The following is a 1,351-nucleotide window of genomic DNA, read 5'->3' as shown; positions in this document are numbered from 1 at the left end:
TAAAGTGGACCCGTCAGTCAAGACACTCAGGCGGTTAATTTAAGCTGTGCCCGTTTCCACTTCCGCAGCTGCTCGGCGCTGCCCCGTACCGCTGATTTTTTCCCGCACCTGGTCTGCGTCGCCGAATTTGTCGACGATCATCGCACCGCCGCCAATGCCCGCACTGTAGACCCGGTCTGGCGTCTCGTAGCCCAATGCCTGGTGTGGGCGCTCGGCGTTGTAGAAGGCGAAGTATTGGGCCAAGCCCATCGTCAGCTCGGCCATGTTGGCGTAGCCCTTCAAATACACGTCCTCGTACTTCACGTTGCGCCACAGGCGCTCTACGAAGATGTTGTCCAATGCTCGTCCCCGTCCATCCATGCTGATCGCCGCGCCTTCACGTTTGAGCACGTCGGTGAAGGCGCTGCTGGTGAACTGCGAGCCTTGGTCGCTGTTGAACACCTCTGGCTTGCCGTGGTGACGTAAAGCGTCTTCCAGACAGTCCACGCAGAACGCGGCGTCCATACTGTTACTGATACGCCAGGAGAGCACCTTGCGGCTGTACCAGTCGATGATCGCCACCAGATAGGCAAAGCCCTTCGCCAGGCGGACGTAGGTGATATCCGTCGACCACACTTGATTTGGCCGCGTCACCGCCACGCCGCGCAACAGGTAAGGATAGACCTTGTGCCCCGGATGCGCCTTGCTCGTGTTGGGCCCCGGCGCCATCCCGGCCAGGCCCATCTCCCGCATCAGGCGCTGAACGCGCTTGCGGTTGACGCAGTGGCCGCGCCCGCGTAGAAACACCACCATACGCCGGCTGCCGTAGAACGGCCGATTGGTGTACTCCTCGTCGATCAGCGCCCGCAGCTGGCCATCTTCCTGGTCTATCAATGACTGGCGCGCTGTCGCTTCCAGTCGCCGATAAACCGTGGAGCGCGGCACGGCCGCCAGCTCGCACTGCATCGCCAGCGGCACCTCGTCGCCACGATCAATCCACTGCGCCCGCTCGGCCGGACTCATTCCCCGAGCTTTTTTTTGAGCCAGTCCACCTGCATCTTCAGCCGCCCGATCTCGCCATACAGCTTATCCTCGGGGCTGCTTTCATCAACGGGCTTCGGGCCGCGCTTGACGTCGAACAGCGCGCCAGCGTTTTCCAGGATTTCCTTTTTCCACTGCCCGACCAGCACCGGATGCACGCCGTACTCCTGCGCGATCTCCGTCACCGTCTTCACTCCGCGTACTGCCTCCAGGCCGACCTTGGCCTTGAACTCCGCCGTATGCACCCTGCGTTTTTTGCCTTCACTCATGCGCTATCATCCTTTCACGGACAACAGCTTAAACCACCGTCTCAAATTCGGGGTCCACTATA

At 60.9% G+C, this 1,351-nt stretch carries 1 protein-coding gene; it reads right to left on the bottom strand.

Features of this window, described 5'->3' with window-relative positions; genetic code table 11:
• Positions 1 to 39: 39 nt before the first annotated feature.
• Positions 40 to 1,289 (bottom strand): IS3 family transposase gene (locus tag GTP44_RS26775; RefSeq protein ID WP_229257109.1). Its coding sequence is split into 2 segments (ribosomal slippage): positions 40 to 1,004 and positions 1,004 to 1,289, totalling 1,251 coding nucleotides; the frame shifts between segments, so codons are not numbered across the junction.
• Positions 1,290 to 1,351: the final 62 nt, after the last annotated feature.

The organism is Duganella lactea, from assembly GCF_009857505.1.
GTDB lineage: Bacteria > Pseudomonadota > Gammaproteobacteria > Burkholderiales > Burkholderiaceae_D > Rugamonas > Rugamonas lactea.
Note: the sequence above shows the minus strand (reverse complement) of the source record. Positions and strands in the feature narration are given on the sequence as shown.